The sequence below is a fragment of the Bacillus cereus group sp. MYBK195-1 genome, from assembly GCF_051916605.1.
Taxonomy (GTDB): Bacteria; Bacillota; Bacilli; order Bacillales; family Bacillaceae_G; genus Bacillus_A; species Bacillus_A cereus.
In genome coordinates, this window is record NZ_JBQAGZ010000016.1 from 1 (window position 1) to 21,081 (window position 21,081).

Genomic DNA, 21,081 nt, shown 5'->3' on the forward strand with positions numbered 1-21,081 from the left:
GTTCATCCTGAGCCAGGATCAAACTCTCCAATAAAGTTAGTTTGTCTAGCATCTAAAATAAAAATTGACGTTTCACGTTGTTTGTTTCGTTCAGTTTTCAAAGAACTACTTGGCCGCTCATTTGCGACTTCCTTATGTTAACATCTTCGTTTTTCGATGTCAACTAAGTTTTTCAATTTCTTTTTTGTCGTTTTCTGCGTTTCCGCATCAGCGACGGTTATTAATATATCATGGTGAAAAATGAAATGCAACACCTTTTATAAAGTTTTTTTTAAACTGCCCACATTTCTTTTTTTATATCATATACTTAAACGAAATATCTCTTTCATGTATGAGCAATTCCTACATATATTTTATATAAAGTTACTCTATCAAAAGACATTTCTTTCTATAATAAGCGTTTTATTCATATAGCATATCATACAAGGAGGAATATATATGGACTATACCGATTTATTAATCAAACTAGGTCTCTCGGCTATTTTAGGATTTGCCATTGGTTTAGAACGCGAATTAAAACGGAAACCACTTGGTTTAAAAACATGTTTAGTTATTTCTATTATTAGTTGCCTCCTAACGATTGTTTCTATTAAAGCAGCTTATAACTTACCACATACCGATCATATGAATATGGATCCACTTCGACTTGCCGCTCAAATTGTATCAGGAATTGGTTTTTTAGGTGCTGGCGTAATTTTAAGAAGAGGCAACGATAGCATTGCAGGGCTCACGACTGCCGCTATGATCTGGGGTGCTTCTGGTATTGGTATTGCTGTTGGGGCCGGATTCTATATTGAAGCGATATTCGGAATGTGTTTCCTTATGATTAGTGTCGAACTTATACCACTCGCGATGAAATATGTAGGTCCTAGATCATTTCGTCAACGTGATATCGCTGTGAAACTTGTTGTACGAAATATGGACAATATCCCAATCGTAATTGAAGAAATAAAAGAAATGGATATAAAAGTTAAGAATATGAAGCTTAAAACATTAGAAAACGGTTCTCACTATTTACATCTTAAACTGTCCATTGATCAAAAAAGACATACCGCTGATGTTTACTATGCTCTCCAGCATCTTGAAAGTGTCCAACAAACTGAAGTGGAAAGTATGTAACGTAAAACAAACTCTCTTTAATTAGAGAGTTTTTCTTTTTTCTATAATGGCAACAATGAATGTAGTCCTACAAAGTAAGGAGGAATAGGCAATTGAAATCCCGTCCGAATTTAGTAGATACATTTCGTGATTCCATTATTTTTCGTTTAATTTGTTTTATTATTGTACTGACTGCTTTTTCCGGTTTTCTTATACATAGATTAGAACCTTTTCATTTCACTACATGGTTTGACGGAATTTGGTGGTCAATCGTTACCATTTTTACAGTTGGATATGGCGACTTTGCTCCCCATACGACGCTAGGAAAACTAATAGGTATAAGTATTATTTTATTAGGAACTGGCTTTTGTTCTTATTATATGGTGCTGTTTGCTACTGAAATGATTAATAAACAATATATGAAAATTAAAGGTGAAGAAGCCGCTACTTCTAACGGTCATATGATTATCGTTGGCTGGAATGAGCGCGCAAAACATGTTGTAAAGCAAATGCACGTATTACAACCAAACCTTGATATCGTTTTAATTGATGAAACACTTTCTTTACTCCCAAAACCATTTCATCATTTAGAATTTATAAAAGGTTGTCCGCATCACGATCAAACTTTATTAAAGGCTAATATTGCAACGGCACACACCATATTAATAACAGCTGATAAAGAAAAAAACGAAAGCTTAGCGGATACACAGTCCATTTTAAATATTTTAACTGCAAAAGGGCTCAACCCAAACATTCACTGCATCGCTGAACTTCTTACTTCTGAACAAATACAAAATGCAACGAGAGCTGGCGTGTCAGAAATTATAGAAGGAAATAAATTAACGAGCTATGTATTTACCGCTTCTCTTTTATTCCCTTCCATTTCAGGTGTACTATTTTCACTTTACGACGAAATCTCTGATAATAAATTACAACTGATGGAGCTTCCATCGTCCTGCACCGGACAAACTTTTGCCAATTGTAGCTATACTCTTTTAAAGCAAAACATTCTCTTACTAGGTATAAAGCGCGACGAACAATATATGATTAATCCAGTTCATTCCTTTGTTCTCATTGAAAGCGACATACTCATTGTTATTCACCATTAGTAAAATGACGCTCTAATTCTTGCATGAGCACTTTCCCAATATTGATATATTTTCTTTTCACATCTCCATCTGGATCTTTCGGCTCAGCAAATTGATCCATTCCACTTGTTCCAGCTGTTAAAGTATTCACATTATCATCTAGTTCGTCTTGATATACGTGCGAAAGAATATACGGCGTTCCAAGACGAACTATTACGCCTGGTACATCTAGTTCTCCATCAATGGCTGTAAATGGAACTCGTAAAAATTGATACCCATCTTCTTCATCGATTTTGTAATCAAAGCATCCTTTATCATAATCCCAATTACCACCAATGCTATATCCAAGTGGTTTCATAATCTCTTCTAACTTATATAACGCATATGTACGTCCTTCTAAATTTGATTGAATCGGAATCAAGCCCATCCCTCCTAGACTTTTCCTTTAGCATACCCACTTTAGTTTGAATATACTGATGGACTTTTCGATAAAATAATAAAAAGCGACCGGAATCCGGTCGCTTTTTATTATTTTAAACGCTCTTCTAATTCTGCTTTTAATTCTTCAAATCCTGGTTTACCAAGTAAAGCAAACATGTTTTTCTTATATGCTTCTACTCCAGGTTGGTCAAATGGATTCACGCCTAATAAGTAGCCGCTCATCGCACATGCTTTTTCGAAGAAGTATACAAGGTAACCGAATGTGTACTCATTTAATTCAGGAATATTGACGATTAAGTTTGGTACTCCCCCGTCGCTATGTGCAAGTAATGTACCTTCGTATGCTTTTGTGTTTACGAAGTCTACAGTTTCACCAGCAAGGTAGTTTAATCCGTCTAAATCGTTTTCTTCTGATTCGATTGTTAGTTCATGTGTAGATTTACCTACTTTAAGAACTGTTTCAAATAAGTCACGACGACCTTCTTGAACGTATTGACCTAATGAGTGTAAATCAGTTGAGAAGTTTGCTGAAGATGGGAAAATACCTTTTTGATCTTTTCCTTCACTTTCACCAAATAACTGTTTCCACCACTCAGCGAAGTATTGAAGTGCTGGTTCATAGTTAACAAGCATTTCAATTGTTTTTCCTTTATTGTATAAAGCGTTACGAACTACTGCATATTGGTAAGCTGGATTTTCTTCTAGTTCTGATGTTCCGAAGTCATCACGACCAGCAGCTGCACCTTTCATCATCTCTTCAATATTTAAGCCACTTACTGCGATTGGTAATAAACCAACTGGCGTTAATACAGAGAAACGACCTCCAACATCATCTGGAATAACAAATGTTTCGTAACCTTCGTTATCAGCTAATGTTTTTAATGCACCACGCGCTTTATCTGTAGTTGCATAAATACGTTTGCGAGCTTCTTCTTTTCCATACTTTTCTTCTAATAACTTACGGAAGATACGGAATGCTAGTGCTGGCTCTGTTGTTGTACCTGATTTGGAAATAACGTTAATAGAGAAGTCTTTACCTTCTAATACGTCCATTAAATCTTTCATGTAAGTGGAGCTAATGTTTTGTCCAACAAATAGCACTTGTGGAGTTTTACGTTGTTCTTTAGAAAGCGTGTTGTAGAAAGAATGGTTTAACATTTCGATTGCTGCACGTGCTCCTAAGTAAGAACCACCGATACCTACAACAAGTAAAATGTCAGAGTCATTTTTAATTTTTTCTGCGCATTTTTGAATGCGAGCAAATTCTTCTTTGTCATATTGAAGCGGAAGGTCTACCCACCCAAGGAAATCGTTCCCAGCTCCAGTTTTTTCGTGGATTGCGTGATGTGTTACTTTCACTGCATCACGTAAATAAGTGATTTCATGTTCACCGATGAAGGATAACGCTTTAGAATAGTCGAACGTTACATGTGTACTCATCTTTTTCCCTCCAATTATGGATATGTATTTCTGTATTCACTTTAGCGAAACTGAAGTTGTAAATCAAGCGATTCAAACATTGTAAACGTAACCAATATATATTTTTTAGAAAAAGTTCATTTTTTGCATAAAAATTCGTATTTTTCGGTATAGATGTATATACATCTTCTTTCAAACATTTTTTATGTATAAAAACAACATAACTACCCCATTCTATAAAAGAGTTAATTAACTCATCGCTTGCTCATGCTTCACAATTAAGGGGGGCTTTTTCATGAGTACTTTACAACGTATCGCATTAGTCTTTACTGTAATTGGCGCTGTGAACTGGGGACTAATCGGTTTTTTCCAGTTTGACTTAGTAGCAGCCATTTTCGGTGGACAAAATTCAGCTCTTGCACGTATTATTTACGGCATCGTTGGTATATCTGGGCTTATCAACCTTGGTTTACTGTTTAAACCATCTGAAAATCTTGGTACGCACCCAGAAACAAACGAAATTCGATAATCAGTATGTCCTTTCACCTCCGACATACGAATATGATTGCATGCAATCATATTTGCAAATATATATCATAAGATAAAGTAAAAGAGGAACGCTCATATGCGTTCCTCTTTTACTTTGTTAACTCGGACTCTTCAATCCATTCTGCCAACTTTTCTCGCAGCGTATTAAATCCGTTTTCAGATGGGTTCGGTATAAGAATCCTTCCTTGTTTTCTTTTCGCCGCTTTTAACGATAAACTCATTTTTCTGTGCTCTTCATCAATTGAAAGTACCTTTACTTCTACTGTATCGCCGACCTTTAAAAAGTCATGAATATCCTTTACATATCCATTTGTAATTTCAGATATATGCACAAGCCCTTGTGTTTCTGCATCTAACGCTACAAACGCACCGTAATCTTGAATTCCAGTCACTTTCCCTGTTACAACCACTCCTGTTGTATATTGTTCTGACATATGAAACACTCCCATACGTTTACCATTCTCTCTACAATTATAGAGAGCAAAGCAGATATATTTATTTTAAATATCCGATTGGTTAGTACGCATTCTAGATAACGTTATCTAGAATGCGTATACCTTATATTAGTAAATTATACCACTATGACAGAACTCATTCAAAATTCATAAAAAATTTCCCTTAAAGAAGTATAATTATCCAATATTGGGATAGACTACTAACACATGGCTTTCTAGTATTCCCCCCCTTTTATGGACAAAACGTATTACGTTTTGTCCTTTTTTTATTCTCTACAAACCGTTCCATTCTCTTCATTGCTTCCATAAGTTGTTCAAGCGACGTTGCATAAGAACAACGAATAAAACCTTCACCACTTTCGCCAAATACGCTACCAGGGACAACAGCCACTTTTTCTTCCAGCAATAACTGTTCTGCAAATTCCGCTGAAGATAATCCTGTTGAAGATATAGAAGGGAAAACATAAAATGCTCCGCCTGGCACATGACACGTTAAGCCCATTTCATTGAAAGATTTCGTCATGAAGTTACGACGCTTCTTATAACTATCTCTCATTCGAATCACTTCATCGTTCCCTGCCCGTAACGCCTCAAGTGCTGCAAACTGAGACATCGTCGGTGCACACATCATTGAATACTGATGGATTCTGAGCATTAATTCTGAAAATTGAACAGGAGCTGCAATCATACCGAGACGCCATCCTGTCATCGCAAACCCTTTTGAAAATCCCGAAATTAAAATCGTATGCTCACGCATATTTTTAATACTCGCGAAACTTGTATATACTTCGTCGTATACAAGCTCTGCATAAATTTCATCAGATAATACAATTAGATTGTACTTCTCAACAATCACTGCTATTTCTTCAAGCTCGGATTTATTTAGCATTGCACCTGTCGGGTTATTTGGTGAACAAAGCAAAATCGCCTTTGTTTTCGCTGTAATGGCTGCTTCAATTTGTTCTGGTAGTACTTTAAACTCATTTTCTAAAGTAGTCGCCACAGGAACCGGAACTCCTCCAGCTAATGTCACAAGTGGTGCATAAGAAACGAAGCTTGGTTCAATAATGAGCACTTCATCATCAGGATTTATAATGGCGCGCATCGCTACATCTAACGCCTGGCTCGCTCCAACTGTAACAATGATTTCATCACTTGGGTCATAAGATACTGCAAATTGTTTTTTTAGATACTTTGCTATTTCTTGACGGAGCTCCAATAATCCTGCATTTGCTGTATATGACGTATACCCTTGTTCCAAAGAACGAATACATGCTTGCCTTACATTCCAAGGGGTAACAAAATCTGGCTCTCCTACCCCGAGGGAAATAACACCTTTCATATTTGCTGCTAAATCAAAAAATTTTCGAATACCAGATGGTTTTAAAGATTCTGCTGATCTAGATAGTTCAAATTGCTTCATGGTGTCACCACAATTCGCTTATCATCATCGTCTTTTTCATAAATAACGCCCTCATGTTTATACTTCTTCAAAATGAAATGAGTAGTTGTAGAAACGACAGATTCAATTGTTGCTAATTTCTCAGAAACAAACATCGCTACTTCCCCCATCGTTTTCCCTTCTAATGTAATAGAAAGATCATATGTCCCTGACATTAAATAAACGGATTTCACTTCTGAATAACGATAAATTTGTTCAGCAACCGCATCAAACCCCACACCGTGCTTTGGCGTAACTTTCACATCGATCATTGCCGTTAAACCTGTATGTTCTTTCACTTTCGTCCAATCGATATGTGTTACATAATCCACAATAATCTTTTCATTTTCTAATCTCGCAACCATCTTCTTTACTTCTTCTACTTCTATATTTAACAGCTTCGCTAATGTATCTACAGATAATCGACTACTCTTTTCAAGACAAGCTAATAATTCTAATTCTTTTTCTGTCACCATATAAATCATCCTTCCTTTTCGTTTGTGTCTAAATTATACAAATACCCTTTCCAGTTTGAAAAGAAGATTTTTCTATTGAATTATGTCAAAATAAAGTGAAACTTTAATCAGCGAAATGCTTCACCCCGCTGACTATTAGCCCGCACCAATCGGGCTTTTACGGACAGTTGCTCTCCCACCTAACCTCTTTACTTGAGCTGCTTTTTGAGGTGGGAGACTTACTGTCCGTTAATGTGGGGTAAAGTGAAACTTTAATCAGCGGAAAAATACGTGATAAAGCGAAAGGGGATGGAACCGTGAAACCAAAAGTTTATATTGCTGAACCAGTTCCAACATTTGTAGAAAACTATTTATCAGAACACTGTGATTATGAAAAATGGGATCAAAATGAGAAAGTACCTCGTGATATTCTATTAGAGAAAATACAAGATAAAGATGGGTTATTAAATTTCGGATCTGCTATTAATGAAGAATTACTGACAGTAGCTCCTAACTTAAAAGTAGTGAGCAACATTTCTGTTGGTTACGATAATTTTGATTTACAAGCGATGAAAAACCGAAATGTTATCGGAACGAATACACCATACGTATTAGATGATACAGTAGCTGATCTCGTTTTCGCCCTTATGCTATCAGCTGGGCGCCGCGTTTGCGAACTCGATTCTTACGTGAAAAATGGTGAATGGAACGCTGAAATCGGAAAAGAACACTTCGGACTAGATGTACACCATAGCACAATTGGTATTATCGGTATGGGCCGAATTGGAGAAGCCGTCGCAAAACGAGCAAAATTCGGATTTGATATGAATGTTCTTTACTATAACCGCCGTCGTAAAGAAGAAGCTGAACAAAAATTCGATGCTACATATTGTGATTTACAGACGCTACTGAAGCAGTCTGACTTTATTGTTCTTCTTACTCCATTAACAGATGAAACATATCACCTTATCGGAGAAAAGGAATTTTCATTAATGAAAGACACAGCAATCTTCATTAATGCTTCTCGCGGGAAAACAGTAGATGAAGAAGCGTTAATCCATGCTTTAACAGAAAAGAAAATCTTTGCAGCAGGTATCGATACATTTACACAAGAGCCGATTCGAAAAGATAATCCACTCTTATCATTACAAAATGTTGTGACTTTACCACATATCGGATCTGCAACATTAAAAACTCGTCAGCAAATGGCCATGACCGCCGCTGAAAATTTAGTTGCAGGGTTACAAGGAAAAACACCGCCTAATATTGTTCGCGGGTAATACTGAATAAACGAAAGGCAAGATGACATCGTCATCTTGCCTTTTTTTGTTAACATATTTTCTTCTTCCTTGGAGATGATATGAACAAAAATCAATGGAGTGACAAAAAATGAATCATAAATATACTTGTCCTTATTTCACTTTTTCCACTCGCGGCACTACCGTTCATTACGAATTGTATGAACATGATAATAAAACAGAACGTCCTACTTTCATACTCGTTCACGGCTTTTTATCTTCCTCATTCAGTTACCGCCGTCTCATTCCTTTACTATCGAAGGAAGGAACAGTCATTGCTCTTGATTTGCCACCGTTCGGAAAAAGTGATAAATCTCATCTGTTTAAGTATTCTTATCACAATTTAGCAACGATTATTATTGATTTAATTGAACATTTATCTCTCTCAAACATTGTATTAGTTGGGCATTCTATGGGTGGGCAAATTTCTCTCTATGTAAACCGTATACGTCCTGAACTCATTTCAAAGACGATTTTACTATGTAGCTCGAGCTATTTAGCTCGCGCAACCTTACCTTTACTATACTCTTCTTATTTACCGTTCTTTCATTTATACGTAAAGAACTGGATTATAAGGCGCGGCATTGTTCATAACTTAATGAATGTCGTTCATGATCACTCATTAATTGACGATGAAATGAAAAAAGGTTACTCCGCTCCTTTTTATGACGACCGTATATTTCCCGCTTTAACTCGCATGATACGAGACCGTGAAGGTGACTTATCTTCAACTGAATTACAAAAAATCGAAACACCTATCCTACTCATTTGGGGTGAAAAAGACCGCGTCGTCCCTGTACATGTAGGTCATCGTCTACACAAAGATTTACCGAATTCAAAATTTATTTCTTACGAAAATACAGGACATTTACTACCTGAAGAAAAGCCTGAACATGTTTATGAAGAAATTATCGCTTTTTCCGCGCAATAAAATGAAACTTTAATGAGCCCCCACCTAACTTCTTTGCTTCCGCTGAATTTTGAGGTGAGGGTCTTACTACCCAGCAAATAGCGGGATAATATAAAAAAGGCTGTCGGAAATCCCGACAGCCTATAATGAACAGCTTCCACCTTCTTTTATTACAAGTAATTCCACAGCTAATTTCTCACATTTTTCAAGCGCAGGTACTTCCTCGAAAGACATAAAGTATATATGTTGAATCTTCTTTGCGATGTATTTTGGATCGTCAAACACACTTATGACGCTCACAACATCGCTCGCCTCTGTTTCATAAAACTCCGGTCCCATTTGAAACGGATCCCAATTCTTCACAACCTCTATCATCTTTTCATATGTACCCATTCGCTTCCCGCCTTTTCACTTTTTAATACTTTTCTTTATCCTATCACATCAGCTATTCTATAAGAAGAGAGAGAACTTTCATAACTTATTGGTTTTACAGAAGAAGGGAGCAAACTTATGCAACTATTTCATAAAGCAATCAATCGACGTGGAACGCATAGTATAAAATGGGATACATATAAAAACGAAGAACTTATCCATGCTTGGATTGCTGATATGGATTTTGAAGTACCAAAACCAATTCAAACTGCCTTAAAACAACGAATCGAACATCCGATTTTTGGCTATACACTTCCTCCCGAAAATATTGGAAATATTATTTGTAACTGGACAAAACAACAATACAACTGGGATATTCAAAAAGAATGGATTGTCTTTAGCGCCGGAATCGTTCCAGCTCTTAGTACGAGCATACAGGCTTTCACCAAAGAAAACGAATCTGTTCTCGTACAACCACCTATTTATCCTCCATTTTTCGAAATGGTCACAACAAACAACAGGCAGTTATGCGTGAGTCCATTACAGAAACAAAATGATACATATGTGATAGACTTCAAGCATTTAGAAAAGCAGTTTCAGCAAGGCATCAAACTCATGCTTCTTTGTAGCCCTCATAACCCAATCGGACGCGTTTGGACGAAAGAGGAACTTGTGCAGCTCGGATCATTATGTACTAAATATGACGTAATCGTTGTGGCGGATGAAATTCATTCCGATATCATTTATGCAGACCATACACATACACCGTTCGCTTCCTTATCTGAAGAATTAGCAGAGCGCACTATCACTTGCATGGCTCCAAGTAAAACATTTAATATCGCTGGATTACAGGCGTCGATCATTATCATTCCAAACGAAAAGCTCCGTCATGCCTTTACAGCTATCCAGTATAGACAAGGCTTCCACGGGTTAAATATCTTCGCTTATACAGCGATGCAAAGCGCCTATACAGAATGTAATGATTGGCTAAACGAAATTCGATTATATATAGAAGATAATGCTCAATTTGCTTGTGAATATATTAAAACTCACATACCTGCTCTTTCCGTAACGAAGCCAGAAGGTAGCTTTTTATTATGGATTGATTGTTCACGTCTAAAGCTTTCTCAAAACGAGCGTACCGCACTACTTGAGGAAAAAGGAAAAATCATCGTTGAACCTGGTGAGAAATACGGGTTAGGTGGCGAAGAACATATTCGAATTAACATCGGCTGTCCACGATCTGTTTTAGAAGAAATTTTAAACAGACTGCGTCATACGTTTTCATAATAAGAAAGGAGTCTGTCCCGAATCATTCTTGGGCAGACTCCTTTGTCATATTTTGTCGGTAAGTCGATATATTTCAATAATCGCTGATATATTTCAAGTTACGGTCGATATATTCCAATAATCGCCGATATAATTTGAGTTACAGTCGATATATTCCAATAATCGCTGATATATTTTCAATTACATTTCACAAATAAAGCTACCATTCACGGTAGCTTTTACTTTTTCTTCATATCCGATGCTTTTTTTACAATTACGCCACAAGCAATTCGATCCCCTGATTTACCTGTCGGTTGTGTCATACCATCATCAGGGTTTTCTGTAATAATAATAGACGCTCCATCTTTTCTATGAATCGTCGTTTTCCCTTCTTCAAGTGTAATGTGGGGTGCATCGATTTCCGCTTTAATCTTTCCAGAACCATCTGCAACTACGTTCGGTAAATCACCGTTTTCTGCGCCCTTCGGATTAAGAAGACCATGTTTTTTATCATCAGGATTAAAATGATTCCCAGATGATTCAAAACGAGGTGCCTTACACTCTCCGATTTCATGTACATGTAGTCCGTGTGGTCCTGGCGTGAAACCTTCCCCTTTAATCGTAATTTTCACTCCACTTGTTTGCTGAACTACTTTCGCAGTCCCTACTTCATCTCCTGAAGCATTATGTAATTTCACTTCAATTTCTTTCGGCTTTCCTTGGTCACAACCTGCCATCAGAAATAATAAACAACAACTGAAAAAAAGCCGTTTTTTCATTTTATTCCCTCCAAAATATATTCTGCCCTTAGATTGTCCGAGCATAGAGGGAAACATACAAAAATGCGTTACTGTTTCTTTTCAGCTAATAGTTTTTCTTCAACTTTCTGTAATCGGTCTGCTTCTCTTTTTGATATACGAATAAACATGCGCCACGTAGCAATAGCACCGATAATAAATAGAACACAAACAATCCCTGGAATAATATATTCTGTTTTATCTTCCGGAAAATATAAAGGCATCATATAGAACACTCCTTATTATAGGATTTATAAAACATCAGAATTTTCTGTTATATCATTTTAAATTATAGTGCAACCTCCCCATATTCTCAAGGGGCGTTCTGAAAACGAAGGATTTCTTTGACTCCTTCCCTCACTTTCCTTACTATAAACTTGAGGTGAAAAATATGAGAGAAACATTTGAAATTGGTGAAATCGTTACTGGTATTTATAAAACAGGAAAATACATTGGCGAGGTTACAAATAGCCGCCCTGGCAGTTACGTCGTAAAAGTATTAGCTGTTTTAAAACATCCGGTGCAAGGTGACTTACATAACGTAAAACAAGCTGACGTACCATTTTTCCACGAAAGACGTGCTTTAGCTTTTCGTGAGCAAACGAATATTCCAGAACAAATGGTGAAGAAATATGAAGGAGAAATTCCGGATTATACAGATTCACTAAAATTAGCATTAGAAACTCAAATGAATTCATTTTCTGAAGATGATTCACCTTTTGCGGTTCGTAGTCTAGACACATTAGAGCAGTTAAAGAAAGACTACAAACTCTAAAAAACAAAACGACCAAATTACATAATGTGCAATTTGGTCGTTACTGTGTGCTCACTTTCTTTAACACTTTTGAAAAATCAACAAGTTCTCCTAATGTTGGAGGTGCTGGTTTTACTAAATACTCTTTATCTTTTTCTACTAGTTTAAAAATATTGTACGTCGTCATTGCATCATCAAGCGCACAATGATGCTTCCCTGTCCCTACTTTTCCATACGCCTCAATTGCTTTCCATAATCCTGTTTGATTTCTTTCTCCAAAAAACTTCTTATACTCAAGCGATAAATCACGACACTGTCCGAAGAATGGAAAAGCTATCCCTGCCATTTCACAATTATGCTTCAGCACTTTCATATCCATATTTCCCCACGTTACAATTGTCGGTTTACATTTCGTTTCGTATTCTGAAAGCTTCTTAACGAGTTCAGGAAATGAAATCCCTTTATCCACGACTTCTTGTTTTATTCCTAAAAACTTCTTACATCGATCCGTTAAAGAGGGAAATGTTTTCGGCCTGACATGTGATGAATACGTATCTTCTACCTTACAGCCAGCAACTGAAACGAGTCCTACCTCAATAATCTCTGGAAAAAATCCTTTCGGTTTCTTTCTATGCTGGGGCATCGTAAACTCAAAGTCTAAAAATAAAAATCGTTGTTCATCCATACGATCCCTTCCTTATCATTTTTGTCATTCCTTTCTATTTGACACTCCTACACGAACAAGCTCGAATGCTAATTCCATTTTAAATATTCAGATTGGATGTATCTTATATATATGTCAAATGCCCACAAATATTTTAAAAAATAAGAAAAAATGACCTATGCAGAAAATATGACAAAATCTCTCCTTTCATTTACATCCGCCATTTTCCTACTTTATAATGACGTTATGTGTGTTTCTTCTAGAGCATTTTTGACACACTAAGAAAAAGTGAATGAAAGGAGATGAGATTTTTGCACGAAACAACGCAAGAACTCGCTAACTGGCAGTATTATTTTGCTATCGCAGTCTTTTTAATTACATATGCCATTATTATTTCTGAAAAAATTAATCGCGCTGTCATCGCACTTCTTGGTGCAGCACTCATGGTAATTGTGGGGGTCGTCGATTTACATAACGCCTTTACGAAACATATTGAATGGGGAACGATTACGCTACTCATCGGTATGATGATTTTGGTGAACATTACGAGTAAATCAGGTGTCTTCCAATACGTTGCCATTAAAGCGGCAAAAGGAGCGCAAGGAAATCCAATTAAAATTTTAATTTCACTTTCCTTACTTACCGCGCTTGGCTCCGCATTTTTAGATAACGTTACAACTGTACTTCTTGTTGTTCCAGTTACTTTATCTATTACGCGCATACTGCAAGTAAATCCTGTTCCTTATTTACTTTCTGAAATTATTTTTTCAAACATTGGAGGAACAGCAACATTAATTGGTGATCCACCTAACATTATGATTGGTTCTGCAAATAAGCATTTAGACTTCAATGCTTTCCTATTGAATCTAGCACCAATTGTAATTATTATTATTGCAGTTACAGCGATAATACTTTACTTCATGTATCGCAAACAATTAATTGCCGATCCTGTACAAGTTAAAAAATTAATGAGCTTAGATGAAAAACAATACATTAAAGACCCAGTATTAATGAAAAAATCTTTAACTGTACTTGGACTTACGATTGTAGGTTTCATGACTCATTCTATTTTCCATATCGATGCCGCTATTATCGCCTTAACTGGTGCTACTGTACTTATGTTAATTGGTGTGAAAGAGCATGAAATTGAAGAAGTATTTGCAAGCGTAGAGTGGGTAACAATCTTCTTCTTCGCAGGGTTATTCGTACTTGTTGGAGGACTTATCGATATCGGTCTTATCAAAATGTTAGCTCAAAAAGTAATTGGTATAACAGGTGGAGATATTTCTTACGCATCCATCCTTATTTTATGGGTATCTGGTATCGCCTCTGCAACAATTGATAACATCCCATTCGTCGCAACAATGATTCCACTTATTAACGATATGGCAGTTGGGCTAGGCTTATCACCATCTGACGCACAAATCGATGTATTATGGTGGGCATTAGCACTAGGTGCTTGTCTGGGCGGAAACGGAACATTAATCGGAGCTTCTGCTAACGTAATCGTTGCAGGTATCGCGAGCCGCGAAGGACATAAATTTAGTTACATGGACTTCCTAAAAGTCGGTTTCCCAATTATGATCGTTTCATTAATCATTTCTCACATTTATATTTATTTACGCTACCTTATGTAGTAGAAAAAGCGCTCTGATAATCAGGGCGCTTTTTTACTTATAGCTACTTATCAACAAAAATGAAAAATCTACTCTTTATATCTCACCGGTTCATTTCGAATAATAAATAAGTGAATCGGTAAGAACACCGAAAATGTGATTACATGAATAATCGTAAATAATATAGAGTTCGTTCCGTATCTGTCTAAAATAGCGTAGATAAGATAAATGGACAATACAATCGATACAGCTGTTGCTAGTAAACTTATAATTGGTACGAAATTAAAAATGAAACATGCAACATATATGCCGAATACTTTCCACCCTGCTTCTTCTTTCAAAAAATCTGGTAATTTATCTTTCGCTAAGTCCCCCCACGTCTTACTATTCAAAAACGGAATAAACGCAAGCACCCCGTCCGTTGCACCATCATTTTTCGCCATCGAATAAAGTGCAAAAGCCGTTAACAAATATGAAATAATTGCCCAAATCAATATAACAAGAATAAACGCAAAACTAAGAGCAAAGAAACCTGCTAGTACGCCTTGATCCTCCATCTTATCCTCTCCTCTCTACTTTCAACATATTTCATTACATTGCAAGTTATGTTTTAAAATTTATCCAAACTCTTTGTATAATAAGAGAAGAAAGAGAATAAGAGAGGAGAAACACGTATGCATCCATTTGTAAAAGCATTACAAGAGCATTTTACAGCTCATCAAAATCTTGAAAAAGCAGAACCTATGGCTCGTTATATGAAAAATCACTTCCCATTTCTAGGTATTCAAACACCGGAAAGACGCCAATTATTAAAAGACATCATTCAAATACATACTCTTCCAGATAAAAGAGACTTCCAAATTATCGTACGTGAACTTTGGGACTTACCAGAACGTGAATTCCAAGCGGCTGCACTTGATATTATGCAAAAATATAAAAAGCATATAAACGAAACACATATCCCCTTCTTAGAAGAATTGATTGTAACAAAATCTTGGTGGGACACTGTCGATAGCATCGTACCTACATTTTTAGGTAATATCTTTTTACAACATCCAGAATTGATTTCTGCCTATATCCCAAAATGGATTGCATCAGATAACATTTGGTTACAACGTGCCACTATTTTATTCCAACTCAAATATAAACAAAAGATGGATGAAGAACTTCTTTTCTGGATTATTGGACAACTACATTCTTCAAAAGAATTTTTCATTCAAAAAGCAATTGGCTGGGTCCTTCGTGAATATGCAAAAACAAATCAGGATGTAGTTTGGGAATACGTGCAAAACAATGAGCTCGCTCCATTAAGTAAGCGCGAAGCAATTAAGCATATTAAACAAAATTACCGAATAAATAACGAAAAAATAGGCGAGACTCTATCATAGATAGACGCGTTCCTCTATTGAGATTTAAAAAAGAACGTGTTAGAATATGTTCATTATTATTAATATAAGTAGCGATGACGGACTTATAAGTACTTGCATAAAAAGCGATTCAGGGATAGTGAAAGCCTGAAGCCGCAAGGAAACGGCAGTCCTGAGCAATACATGATAAAGTGGATGCACCTTTTGTGTATCAACTAGGGTGGAACCGCGGGCAAACGCTCGTCCCTAGGCAAATAAGCCTTGGGATGAGCGTTTTTTTATGTTCTTTTTAGCATATACTGCTCGTTTCCAAAGTATCAGAGTATGTCATCGCCAATACGTTAACTTTCAAAAGGAGGATTTTCTTATGTATTCAATGGAACAAGTTGTAAACTTAGCGAAACATCGCGGTTTTGTTTTCCCTGGTTCTGAAATTTACGGTGGTCTTGCAAACACTTGGGATTACGGTCCACTTGGAATCGAATTAAAAAATAATGTTAAAAAAGCTTGGTGGAAAAAATTCATTCAAGAATCTCCACACAACGTTGGTTTAGACGCAGCTATTTTAATGAACCCTAAAACTTGGATCGCTTCTGGTCACGTTGGTAACTTCAACGATCCAATGATCGACTGTAAAAAATGTAAAGCTCGTCACCGTGCTGACAAATTAATTGAGGATGCTTTAGATGCAAAAGGCATCGAAATGGTTGTTGACGGTCTTACTTTCGACCAAATGGCTGACTTAATGAAAGAACATGAAGTAAAATGTCCTGATTGCGGTAGTGAAGAATTTACTGAAATCCGTCAGTTCAACTTAATGTTTAAAACATTCCAAGGTGTTACAGAGTCTAGCACAAACGAAATCTTCCTTCGTCCTGAAACAGCACAAGGTATTTTCGTAAACTTCAAAAACGTTCAACGCTCTATGCGTAAAAAGCTTCCATTTGGTATCGGCCAAATCGGTAAGAGTTTCCGTAACGAAATCACGCCTGGTAACTTCACATTCCGTACACGTGAATTCGAACAAATGGAACTTGAATTCTTCTGTAAGCCTGGTGAAGATTTAGAGTGGTTCGCATTCTGGCGTGAAACTTGTAAAAACTGGTTACTTTCACTTGGTATGTCTGAAGAGAGCATGCGTCTTCGTGACCACGGTGAAGAAGAGTTATCTCACTACAGTAATGCAACAACTGACATTGAATTCAAATTCCCATTCGGTTGGGGCGAACTTTGGGGCGTTGCATCTCGTACAGACTTCGACTTAAAACGTCACATGGAACACTCAAACGAAGACTTTAACTATATCGATCCACAAACGAATGAGCGTTACGTACCATACTGCATCGAGCCATCTTTAGGCGCAGACCGCGTAACATTAGCATTCTTATGTGATGCATATGAAGAAGAGCAATTAGAAAACGATTCTCGTACAGTTCTTCGTTTCCACCCTGCTTTAGCACCATACAAAGCAGCTATCTTACCATTATCTAAAAAGCTATCTGAAGGTGCTACTGAAGTATTCGCAGAATTAGCTAAAGACTTCATGGTAGACTTTGATGAAACTGGTTCTATCGGTAAACGTTACCGTCGTCAAGACGAAATCGGTACACCATTCTGTATCACATACGACTTCGACTCAGTTGAAGACAAAGCTGTTACAGTACGTGACCGTGACACAATGGAACAAGTTCGTATGCCAATTAGCGAACTAAAAGGTTTCTTAGAGAAGAAAATCCAGTTCTAATTATAAGAAAAAGAGGCTGCTCATAAGAGCGCCTCTTTTTTATTTTTCACGTTTTTCTTTAATTGCTACTGTACATCTTGATATACATAGTAAATCATCATTTTCATCAATAATGCGAACATCCCAAACCATTGTCGATTGTCCTCTATGTATTGGTGTTCCAATCGCTGTTACAATTCCATCTTTCTTTGAGCGAATGTGGTTCGCATTAATTTCTAATCCGAAACAAATACATTTTTCTTGATCAATTAAATTATATGAACCAACACTTGCCACTGTTTCTGCTAATGCAACCGATGCACCACCATGTAAAAATCCAAATGGCTGATGCGTACGCTCATCAACGGGCATCGTAGCAACCACCTTGTCTTCTGTCATCTCTAACAACTCAATTCCAAGTGAATCCATTAAAGTTTTTGCCATATCGCTTCCCCCTTCTCTTACTTTAATTAAATGTATAATTTTACCTATTTATTTTCAAACTACTTATAACACATATATAAGGAGGCTTCACCTAAATGAAACAGAAATTTTGTATATTACTGCTTATGTTCTCCTTGCTGACTATTGTACCAAATTGTGCAATAACAGCCAAAGCATCTAACCTGACAATCGATGTTAAGACTGTAACACAAAAAGGTAAGAAACCTTATATAGAATATCAAATAAATAGGCCTTCTTTTCACAACTTTTCTGACTCTAAATTTCAAAATAAACTCAATTTATACTACAAAAAATCCACTGACAAATTTAAAAACAAATTAGAAAAAGAAGCAAAAAAATATTATAAAGAGACAGAAGGATCTAGTACACCATTTCATCCGTACGTAGCAAATGTTGATTATAAAGTCTCTTTAAACAAACCACCTTTTCTTAGCCTATATGTGAATTACTATCAATATACTGGCGGAGCACACGGTCTTTATACGTGGAAGGCAAATACATTCGATTTAAACGTAAAAAAGGTACTGCACTTAGACGATTTATTTCAACAAAAGGATAAATATAAAGATGTAATCCGTGCGGAGATTGTACGACAAATTAAACAAAATGAAAGCATTTATTTTCCTGATGCAACTGAAAAAGTAATGAGTATGAAAAAATTTCACTTCTTTTTAGAGCCAGACAATCTCGTCATTTATTTCCCTTTATATGAGATTGCTCCCTATTCAAGTGGAATTCCGCAATTTCGTATTCCATATACGTTGCTAAGAGACTATTTAAAGCCTTCTTATCAAAATATTTTGATTGACAACAAGTAAATATTTTCGCTACGATAATGTTAACCTAAAAACAACAGGAGGTTAACATTATGAGAAGATTTCATGTTTTAGATTTAGCATTAGCTGCCATGTTCGTTGCTCTTATGGCAATCGGTGCAAATATTGTATCTTGGGCACCATTCCTTCAAGTAGCAGGCATCCCATTATCTATGCAACCATTTTTCGCAATTTTAGCAGGTCTTCTTCTTGGAAGTAGACTTGGTGCCTTATCCATGACTGTATATATGCTCGTTGGCGTAGCCGGCGCACCAATCTTCGCTAACTTCAAAGCTGGATTTGGAGCACTGTTAGATCCTACTGGTGGTTTTATTATCGCATTTATTATCGTTGCTTACGTATCCGGAAAACTAGTAGAACAAAAAGAAAGACCAACATTCATTACATTTGCAATTGCCTCTTTCACAGGAATTATTTTAACTTATATAATCGGTACTACTTACATGTACGGGGCAGTCAATCTCTTTATGGGCGGTAATATGAGCTATAAAGCTGCTTGGATGATTATGATGTGGTTCGCAGTAAAAGATATTGCATTTACAATTATCGGTGCTATTATCGCACCTCGCATATATTATGCTGTGCGTCGTTCTGCTTATCAGCATTCTCATTCGACGATTTCATAATAAAAAAATGAGTTATTTCAGTATACTGAAATAACTCATTTTTTATTAAGACTCTTGATTCGCTTGTTCTTCTAAAATTTTCTTCATCATCGCAACCATGTCATCACGTAATTCTGGGTGTTGCAGAGCCATTTCGATTGTCGTTTGAACGAATCCTAGCTTTTCACCTACGTCGTAGCGCTTTCCTTCGAAATCGTAGGCAAATACACGTTGGATTTCATTTAAGCTTTGGATTGCATCTGTTAACTGAATTTCACCACCAGCACCGACATGTTGCTGTTCTAAGAACATAAAGATTTCAGGCGTTAAAATGTAGCGCCCCATAATCGCTAAGTTTGAAGGAGCTGTACCTTGTGCTGGTTTCTCAACGAAATTGCGAACTTGGTAACGACGACCTTCTTGTTCTAATGGATCGATAATTCCATAGCGATGTGTTTCCGACTCTGGAACAGTTTGTACACCAATAACAGAAGAAAGTGTTTTTTCATACTCATCCATTAATTGACGTAAACATGGTTTCTCAGCTTGGACAATATCATCACCTAGTAACACTGCAAACGGCTCATCACCAATGAATTTACGCGCACACCAAACAGCATGTCCTAGTCCCTTCGGCTCTTTTTGACGGATGTAATGAATATCTACCATTTTTGAAGAAGCTTGTACTTTTTCAAGCAACTCATATTTTTTCTTCTCTAATAAGTTTTGTTCTAGTTCAAATGCATTATCAAAATGATCTTCAATAGAACGCTTTGTTTTACCAGTAACGATAATAATATCTTCGATACCCGATTTCACTGCTTCTTCTACAATGTATTGGATCGTTGGTTTATCTACTATCGGTAACATTTCTTTCGGCATTGCTTTCGTTGCTGGTAAAAAACGTGTTCCTAATCCAGCTGCTGGGATTATCGCTTTTCTTACTTTTTTCATCACAAAATACCCTCTCTCCTGTCGGAATCAATAGCAAGCATTTCCTACATAAAACAAAAGGGAGATTTCGCTCCCTTTTGTTCCTTACTACTTAAAATTACTTTGTATTATAAACGATTCATAATGTCTTCTTTAATAGTAAGTAACTTTTGTTCACTATTTTGTAAAGAACTATCTTTCACACCAAAGTAAAACTTAATCTTCGGCTCAGTTCCAGATGGACGTAGGCAGAACCATGAACCATCCTCTAATTGATATTTTAACACATTTGATTTCGGTAAGTGAATCTCTTCTTTATGTCCATCTTGTAAAGATGTAACAACGCTTGCTTTATAGTCTTCAACTGCTACGACTGTTAAGCCCGCCACTTCTTTCGGAGGATTCTCACGGAACGTTGCCATCATCTCTTGGATTTTTTCCGCTCCATCTTTTCCTTTTAACGTTAACGATACAAGGTCTTCACGGAAGAAGCCGTACTTCTCAAATACTTCTAATAGACCGTCAT

Annotated in this window: 24 protein-coding genes and 1 pseudogene; 12 read left to right on the top strand and 13 right to left on the bottom strand. The window is 36.6% G+C overall.

The genetic code is table 11. From position 1 onward, the window contains the following. The first annotated feature begins 438 nt into the window (after window positions 1-438). Together ACTFRY_RS29235 and ACTFRY_RS29240 are read left to right on the top strand one after the other, a co-directional pair. On the top strand, window positions 439-1,119 hold the full coding sequence (locus ACTFRY_RS29235) for an MgtC/SapB family protein (RefSeq protein WP_000386676.1): 681 nt from the start codon (window positions 439-441) through the stop codon (window positions 1,117-1,119). Between the two features lie 92 nt (window positions 1,120-1,211). Next, the gene (locus tag ACTFRY_RS29240; RefSeq protein ID WP_016118802.1) at window positions 1,212-2,207 is read left to right on the top strand and encodes a potassium channel family protein; all 996 of its coding nucleotides are present in this window, start codon (window positions 1,212-1,214) and stop codon (window positions 2,205-2,207) included. Here ACTFRY_RS29240 and ACTFRY_RS29245 read toward each other — a convergent pair. Continuing rightward, window positions 2,194-2,607 (bottom strand): YugN-like family protein, encoded by a 414-nt coding sequence (locus tag ACTFRY_RS29245; RefSeq protein WP_000612334.1) that lies wholly within the window; start codon window positions 2,605-2,607, stop codon window positions 2,194-2,196. The genes ACTFRY_RS29240 and ACTFRY_RS29245 overlap by 14 nt on opposite strands. A gap of 107 nt (window positions 2,608-2,714) precedes the next feature. Next, a complete protein-coding gene (locus ACTFRY_RS29250; RefSeq protein ID WP_000103658.1) occupies window positions 2,715-4,067 on the bottom strand; it encodes a glucose-6-phosphate isomerase in 1,353 nt (450 codons plus the stop codon). A 274-nt stretch (window positions 4,068-4,341) separates the two neighbouring features. Between ACTFRY_RS29250 and ACTFRY_RS29255 the strand changes: the two genes are divergently transcribed. After that, window positions 4,342-4,575, top strand: coding sequence for a DUF378 domain-containing protein (locus tag ACTFRY_RS29255; RefSeq protein ID WP_000105788.1), 234 nt, complete (start codon window positions 4,342-4,344; stop codon window positions 4,573-4,575). Between the two features lie 109 nt (window positions 4,576-4,684). Here ACTFRY_RS29255 and yugI read toward each other — a convergent pair whose 3' ends face one another. The 3 genes from yugI to ACTFRY_RS29270 all read right to left on the bottom strand — a co-directional run bounded on the left by yugI (window position 4,685) and on the right by ACTFRY_RS29270 (window position 6,967). Beyond that, on the bottom strand, window positions 4,685-5,029 hold the full coding sequence (gene yugI, locus ACTFRY_RS29260; RefSeq protein WP_000003764.1) for a S1 domain-containing post-transcriptional regulator GSP13: 345 nt from the start codon (window positions 5,027-5,029) through the stop codon (window positions 4,685-4,687). Window positions 5,030-5,282: 253 nt separating this feature from the next. Beyond that, window positions 5,283-6,473 (bottom strand): aminotransferase, encoded by a 1,191-nt coding sequence (locus tag ACTFRY_RS29265; protein WP_000808525.1) that lies wholly within the window; start codon window positions 6,471-6,473, stop codon window positions 5,283-5,285. After that, the gene (locus tag ACTFRY_RS29270; RefSeq protein WP_000255696.1) at window positions 6,470-6,967 is read right to left on the bottom strand and encodes an Lrp/AsnC family transcriptional regulator; all 498 of its coding nucleotides are present in this window, start codon (window positions 6,965-6,967) and stop codon (window positions 6,470-6,472) included. The genes ACTFRY_RS29265 and ACTFRY_RS29270 overlap by 4 nt, the downstream gene beginning before the upstream one ends. Before the next feature lie 266 nt (window positions 6,968-7,233). Between ACTFRY_RS29270 and ACTFRY_RS29275 the strand changes: the two genes are divergently transcribed. Together ACTFRY_RS29275 and ACTFRY_RS29280 are read left to right on the top strand one after the other, a co-directional pair. After that, complete coding sequence (locus ACTFRY_RS29275; protein ID WP_033683509.1) at window positions 7,234-8,226, top strand: 2-hydroxyacid dehydrogenase; 993 nt, start codon at window positions 7,234-7,236, stop codon at window positions 8,224-8,226. Window positions 8,227-8,335: 109 nt separating this feature from the next. Further along, window positions 8,336-9,175 carry an alpha/beta fold hydrolase gene (locus ACTFRY_RS29280; protein WP_001015858.1) on the top strand — a complete coding sequence of 280 codons (840 nt, stop codon included), beginning with the start codon at window positions 8,336-8,338 and terminating at the stop codon, window positions 9,173-9,175. 120 nt (window positions 9,176-9,295) lie between these two features. On the opposite strand, the gene ACTFRY_RS29285 is transcribed toward ACTFRY_RS29280, so the two are convergent. Further along, window positions 9,296-9,547: a YugE family protein gene (locus ACTFRY_RS29285; RefSeq protein ID WP_000537645.1), complete on the bottom strand. Its 252-nt coding sequence runs from the start codon at window positions 9,545-9,547 to the stop codon at window positions 9,296-9,298. Between the two features lie 117 nt (window positions 9,548-9,664). Between ACTFRY_RS29285 and ACTFRY_RS29290 the strand changes: the two genes are divergently transcribed. Beyond that, the gene (locus ACTFRY_RS29290) at window positions 9,665-10,816 is read left to right on the top strand and encodes a MalY/PatB family protein (protein WP_001175829.1); all 1,152 of its coding nucleotides are present in this window, start codon (window positions 9,665-9,667) and stop codon (window positions 10,814-10,816) included. Window positions 10,817-11,034: 218 nt separating this feature from the next. Here the strand turns inward: ACTFRY_RS29290 and sodC are convergent, their stop codons facing one another. Continuing rightward, window positions 11,035-11,574, bottom strand: coding sequence for a superoxide dismutase [Cu-Zn] (sodC, locus tag ACTFRY_RS29295; RefSeq protein WP_000746520.1), 540 nt, complete (start codon window positions 11,572-11,574; stop codon window positions 11,035-11,037). A gap of 68 nt (window positions 11,575-11,642) precedes the next feature. Beyond that, window positions 11,643-11,819, bottom strand: a complete 177-nt coding sequence (locus tag ACTFRY_RS29300) for a hypothetical protein (RefSeq protein ID WP_000982755.1) — start codon at window positions 11,817-11,819, stop codon at window positions 11,643-11,645. 164 nt (window positions 11,820-11,983) lie between these two features. Between ACTFRY_RS29300 and ACTFRY_RS29305 the strand changes: the two genes are divergently transcribed. Continuing rightward, window positions 11,984-12,367, top strand: a complete 384-nt coding sequence (locus ACTFRY_RS29305; protein ID WP_016118805.1) for a kinase-associated lipoprotein B — start codon at window positions 11,984-11,986, stop codon at window positions 12,365-12,367. Window positions 12,368-12,407: 40 nt separating this feature from the next. Here ACTFRY_RS29305 and kapD read toward each other — a convergent pair whose 3' ends face one another. Further along, the gene (kapD, locus tag ACTFRY_RS29310) at window positions 12,408-13,031 is read right to left on the bottom strand and encodes a 3'-5' exonuclease KapD (RefSeq protein ID WP_000344358.1); all 624 of its coding nucleotides are present in this window, start codon (window positions 13,029-13,031) and stop codon (window positions 12,408-12,410) included. 290 nt (window positions 13,032-13,321) lie between these two features. Here kapD and ACTFRY_RS29315 point away from each other — a divergent pair, with 290 nt between their 5' ends. Continuing rightward, window positions 13,322-14,647, top strand: a complete 1,326-nt coding sequence (locus ACTFRY_RS29315; protein ID WP_000545231.1) for an ArsB/NhaD family transporter — start codon at window positions 13,322-13,324, stop codon at window positions 14,645-14,647. A 68-nt stretch (window positions 14,648-14,715) separates the two neighbouring features. On the opposite strand, the gene ACTFRY_RS29320 is transcribed toward ACTFRY_RS29315, so the two are convergent. Beyond that, window positions 14,716-15,183, bottom strand: coding sequence for a hypothetical protein (locus tag ACTFRY_RS29320; RefSeq protein WP_000390061.1), 468 nt, complete (start codon window positions 15,181-15,183; stop codon window positions 14,716-14,718). Window positions 15,184-15,300: 117 nt separating this feature from the next. Between ACTFRY_RS29320 and ACTFRY_RS29325 the strand changes: the two genes are divergently transcribed. Continuing rightward, window positions 15,301-16,014 carry a DNA alkylation repair protein gene (locus ACTFRY_RS29325; protein WP_000553304.1) on the top strand — a complete coding sequence of 238 codons (714 nt, stop codon included), beginning with the start codon at window positions 15,301-15,303 and terminating at the stop codon, window positions 16,012-16,014. A gap of 346 nt (window positions 16,015-16,360) precedes the next feature. Further along, entirely contained in the window at window positions 16,361-17,737 is a 1,377-nt protein-coding gene (locus tag ACTFRY_RS29330; protein WP_000287147.1) for a glycine--tRNA ligase, read from the top strand. 39 nt (window positions 17,738-17,776) lie between these two features. Here the strand turns inward: ACTFRY_RS29330 and ACTFRY_RS29335 are convergent, their stop codons facing one another. Beyond that, window positions 17,777-18,160: a hotdog fold thioesterase gene (locus ACTFRY_RS29335; RefSeq protein ID WP_001140612.1), complete on the bottom strand. Its 384-nt coding sequence runs from the start codon at window positions 18,158-18,160 to the stop codon at window positions 17,777-17,779. Between the two features lie 95 nt (window positions 18,161-18,255). Between ACTFRY_RS29335 and ACTFRY_RS29340 the strand changes: the two genes are divergently transcribed. Next, a complete protein-coding gene (locus ACTFRY_RS29340; protein ID WP_000810331.1) occupies window positions 18,256-18,999 on the top strand; it encodes a DUF3298 and DUF4163 domain-containing protein in 744 nt (247 codons plus the stop codon). 50 nt (window positions 19,000-19,049) lie between these two features. Continuing rightward, complete coding sequence (locus ACTFRY_RS29345; RefSeq protein WP_001252163.1) at window positions 19,050-19,643, top strand: biotin transporter BioY; 594 nt, start codon at window positions 19,050-19,052, stop codon at window positions 19,641-19,643. Window positions 19,644-19,688: 45 nt separating this feature from the next. On the opposite strand, the gene galU is transcribed toward ACTFRY_RS29345, so the two are convergent. Together galU and ACTFRY_RS29355 are read right to left on the bottom strand one after the other, a co-directional pair. Beyond that, window positions 19,689-20,576 (bottom strand): UTP--glucose-1-phosphate uridylyltransferase GalU, encoded by an 888-nt coding sequence (gene galU, locus ACTFRY_RS29350; protein ID WP_002097988.1) that lies wholly within the window; start codon window positions 20,574-20,576, stop codon window positions 19,689-19,691. Between the two features lie 107 nt (window positions 20,577-20,683). Then, a pseudogene (locus ACTFRY_RS29355) lies at window positions 20,684-21,081 on the bottom strand (phospho-sugar mutase); the annotation flags it as partial.

Excerpts from the sequence above, each read along its gene's own strand:
- ACTFRY_RS29340 (WP_000810331.1), top strand. The coding sequence starts at position 18,256 with ATGAAACAGAAATTTTGTATATTACTGCTTATGTTCTCCTTGCTGACT.
- ACTFRY_RS29345 (WP_001252163.1), top strand. The coding sequence starts at position 19,050 with ATGAGAAGATTTCATGTTTTAGATTTAGCATTAGCTGCCATGTTCGTT.
- ACTFRY_RS29330 (WP_000287147.1), top strand. The coding sequence starts at position 16,361 with ATGTATTCAATGGAACAAGTTGTAAACTTAGCGAAACATCGCGGTTTT.
- ACTFRY_RS29235 (WP_000386676.1), top strand. The coding sequence starts at position 439 with ATGGACTATACCGATTTATTAATCAAACTAGGTCTCTCGGCTATTTTA.
- ACTFRY_RS29300 (WP_000982755.1), bottom strand. The coding sequence starts at position 11,819 with ATGATGCCTTTATATTTTCCGGAAGATAAAACAGAATATATTATTCCA.
- ACTFRY_RS29270 (WP_000255696.1), bottom strand. The coding sequence starts at position 6,967 with ATGGTGACAGAAAAAGAATTAGAATTATTAGCTTGTCTTGAAAAGAGT.
- kapD (WP_000344358.1), bottom strand. The coding sequence starts at position 13,031 with ATGGATGAACAACGATTTTTATTTTTAGACTTTGAGTTTACGATGCCC.
- ACTFRY_RS29335 (WP_001140612.1), bottom strand. The coding sequence starts at position 18,160 with ATGGCAAAAACTTTAATGGATTCACTTGGAATTGAGTTGTTAGAGATG.
- ACTFRY_RS29325 (WP_000553304.1), top strand. The coding sequence starts at position 15,301 with ATGCATCCATTTGTAAAAGCATTACAAGAGCATTTTACAGCTCATCAA.
- ACTFRY_RS29305 (WP_016118805.1), top strand. The coding sequence starts at position 11,984 with ATGAGAGAAACATTTGAAATTGGTGAAATCGTTACTGGTATTTATAAA.
- ACTFRY_RS29285 (WP_000537645.1), bottom strand. The coding sequence starts at position 9,547 with ATGGGTACATATGAAAAGATGATAGAGGTTGTGAAGAATTGGGATCCG.
- sodC (WP_000746520.1), bottom strand. The coding sequence starts at position 11,574 with ATGAAAAAACGGCTTTTTTTCAGTTGTTGTTTATTATTTCTGATGGCA.
- ACTFRY_RS29250 (WP_000103658.1), bottom strand. The coding sequence starts at position 4,067 with ATGAGTACACATGTAACGTTCGACTATTCTAAAGCGTTATCCTTCATC.
- galU (WP_002097988.1), bottom strand. The coding sequence starts at position 20,576 with ATGAAAAAAGTAAGAAAAGCGATAATCCCAGCAGCTGGATTAGGAACA.
- ACTFRY_RS29290 (WP_001175829.1), top strand. The coding sequence starts at position 9,665 with ATGCAACTATTTCATAAAGCAATCAATCGACGTGGAACGCATAGTATA.
- yugI (WP_000003764.1), bottom strand. The coding sequence starts at position 5,029 with ATGTCAGAACAATATACAACAGGAGTGGTTGTAACAGGGAAAGTGACT.
- ACTFRY_RS29255 (WP_000105788.1), top strand. The coding sequence starts at position 4,342 with ATGAGTACTTTACAACGTATCGCATTAGTCTTTACTGTAATTGGCGCT.
- ACTFRY_RS29320 (WP_000390061.1), bottom strand. The coding sequence starts at position 15,183 with ATGGAGGATCAAGGCGTACTAGCAGGTTTCTTTGCTCTTAGTTTTGCG.
- ACTFRY_RS29280 (WP_001015858.1), top strand. The coding sequence starts at position 8,336 with ATGAATCATAAATATACTTGTCCTTATTTCACTTTTTCCACTCGCGGC.
- ACTFRY_RS29265 (WP_000808525.1), bottom strand. The coding sequence starts at position 6,473 with ATGAAGCAATTTGAACTATCTAGATCAGCAGAATCTTTAAAACCATCT.